This is a genomic window from Helicobacter cappadocius (assembly GCF_030688855.1).
In the GTDB taxonomy this organism is placed as follows: domain Bacteria; phylum Campylobacterota; class Campylobacteria; order Campylobacterales; family Helicobacteraceae; genus Helicobacter_J; species Helicobacter_J cappadocius.
Window position 1 is genome coordinate 1 of record NZ_JAUYZK010000021.1, and the last position, 3,024, is coordinate 3,024.

A 3,024-nucleotide genomic window follows, 5' to 3' on the forward strand; every position below is an offset into this window, starting at 1 on the left:
AGACAACAGCTATCAAGCACAATCAGGCATTCAAAATGTCCTCTTTGATTTTGGAGGTTCTTCCACAGATGCTAATGGCATGTATAAAATGAATGGCTCTATCTTACAAGGGGATAAAACAAAAGATTCTAGCTATACCCTCTCTAATTTGGGTTCTATTGATATTAATAACATTGATGTGAGCACAGAAGGAAGCACAGGTGAAAAAGATTTCTATGATGTATTGAATAAAACCATCAATGCAACTAATTACGACCAAAAAGACTCTAAAGGAAATTCCCTCTCAGCTCTGCAACTTCAAAATGGAACACTTGGTCTTATTCAAACTTCTATCAGTGGAGATATTAACTGGAATAAAATCAAGGATTCATCTAGCACAGAAGAAAGTCCTGTTTATGATAGAAACATCACTTTGGATGCTACTTTTAATGATACCTATCATCTAAGTGGTTCTTTAAAAGGAGATGGCAAAAAAGACATTGTCTTTACTGGGGATAAAAGTTTCAATAAAGACATCACTCCAACCCAAGTAGGAGTGAGTGCAGCTGCTACTACTATACAAGGAGGGGATAGCGATTCTAGCTATAGCTTTGATGATGTTGGAATTATCAATCAAAACACCTTTGATAATCTCTTAAATGGTGGATATGAAACAACAGATGGCAACACACAAGGCAAGGCTTCTAATGTAGGAACTTTTAACTTTAATGGAAGCACAGCAATCATAGCTAATATCACAGATGCAAAAGACAATGCCAATATTACTTCTCAAACCATCAACTTAGGAACAGGAGATAATTCTACTGGAGTGATTATAAGAGGGGATATTTCCACAACAGCTAAAGTGAATGCAAAATTCGGAGTGGGATCAGTTGTAGATATCAACAATAAAAATAAAGATTCCATCTATGATTTTAGTGCCTTTGATGCTTCTAGTGCTCCTATCATAGCTAATATTAATTTAGATACCAAAGATAATTCTTCTGATGGGATTAAAAAAGCTTCTATCAAAGGATTGGATAATGGAAGGGTTTCTTTAATAGGCACTATTAATGATAGCAATCAAACATTTAACACTGAAGCAACAGATACAGATGCTTCTAGTGCAGCAACTATCAAGACAACTAATAATTATAAATTTGGAGATTGGAGCAATGATAAAACAAGGGCAGATTCTAAATCTTCTTGGCTTGTAACAGGAGATTCTTCTGTAGCTTCCTTGCTCTTTTATAACCATAGTCCAGCAGAACAAGCTGCAGCTCTTGCTTCTTCTACTTTCTCTAATGCAGGAAGCATCATTGATTTAAGAGGAGCTAGAATATTAGCTCAAGACACTGCTTTTACTGCTGCTAAAATGATTGCAGGGGCAAGTGATCTAAGCTCTACTTCTGAATTTACCCCCACTACATTAGAAGTGCAGAGTGCGAATTTAGATAATGCTATCTTCCGTTTAGGTGTAGATACCACCACTAAAACAGCAGATTATCTTAAAATCGATTCTCTTGCACTTGATTCAACAGATACATCTAAATCTATTGGATATAGAACGAGCAATGTTTTACAAGTGTATTTAGAACAAGGAAGTACAGATATCAAAGCTCCAATACTTCTAGCTACTGTTACAGATCCTACATCAACTGATGCAAGTAAGCCTAATATACAAGCTCAATTCTTCAAAGCCGTTGGTTACTCTGAAGGACTTTATAATATCAATCCTATTGTTTCTGCAAAATATGGCAATCCTACACAAATGCCAAATCCTGATGAGGATGCTAAAGCATCAGAAGATGCACCTGCACCAAGTGATACATCATCTACAACCTCTAGTGATACAAGCACAACTGCTCTGAGTTCAGCAATAATAGCAGCTAGTGATACAAGCACTCCTTCATCATCATCTAGTACAGATACAGCTTCAAGTGATGGGGCATCTAGTGCTTCTATGGTTGATCCTAGTTCAATGTCTTGGTATCTCACAGGCTTTAATGTGGCAGCAAATACTTCTAGTGTGCAGACCATCTCTGGCACATTAGGAACTTTCTATAGAGATTTTAGAATCGCTACTAATAATTTGAATTTAAGAATGGGAGAGCTTAGAAACAACTCTGCTTCTCAAGGAGTATGGGCTAGGATTATCAATGGATTAGGAAGTGATAATAGCAACAATCAAGATTTCTACACCACACTCCAAGCTGGATATGATTATCAATTTGATGTAGCAGGAGGAGTGAATTATCTAGGAGTGGATGCTGAAGCTTCAATGATTTCTTCTAAAGGGGATGCTTATAGTTCTACTGGAAGAAATCTGGGAATTGGAATTTATAACACTTATATAATGGACAATGGTTTTTATGTGGATGCTTCTTTTAAATATTTGAACTTAGGCAATAGAATCTCTATTAAAAACTCTGCACTCTTAAGTGATAGCACTTCAAGTTTGACTTCTAATGCTTTTTTACTTGGAGCAGAAGTGGGTTATCGCTATAGTTTAGATACTTTAATGAAAAAGATGAAAGCTCCAAGCAATGCTTATACACAAGGGTATTACATAGAGCCTCAATTAGAGATGATATATGGCTATATAGGAGGCAATAGTTATGATCTCATGATGAATAACGCTTCTATCAATGCTTCTTTAGCAGGAAATAACGCACTTATCTCAAGAGTTGGAGCTGTGCTAGGCAAACATTTTAAATATGATAATGGAATGCTTTTAGATCTAAGAGTGGGGCTTTCTTATATCAATGAACTCAATACAGGTGGAGAAGTGAGCTTGTCTCAACAAGTAGGTGTAGCTTCAAGCTTTGCTCCTATTGATGTGGCAAGTTTGGCAAACAACAAACTCAATCTCTCCTTAGGAGCTAATATGAAGCTCAGTGATGATTGGAGATTGTATGCAGATGTGAGCAGAACCTTCTTAGGGGTTTATAATATTGATTATAACCTCAATGTCGGAGCAAGATTTAGCTTTGGTAAAAAAGTAAGTGATTTAGAAAAACAAATTACAGAGGGTAAAAATAAACA

General features: G+C 36.2%; 1 protein-coding gene. It reads left to right on the forward strand.

Annotated elements, in window-relative coordinates; all coding sequences use genetic code 11:
* Nucleotides 1-3,024: autotransporter outer membrane beta-barrel domain-containing protein (locus tag Q5I06_RS08575; RefSeq protein WP_305517785.1), on the forward strand; the 3,024-nt coding region annotated here is incomplete at both ends.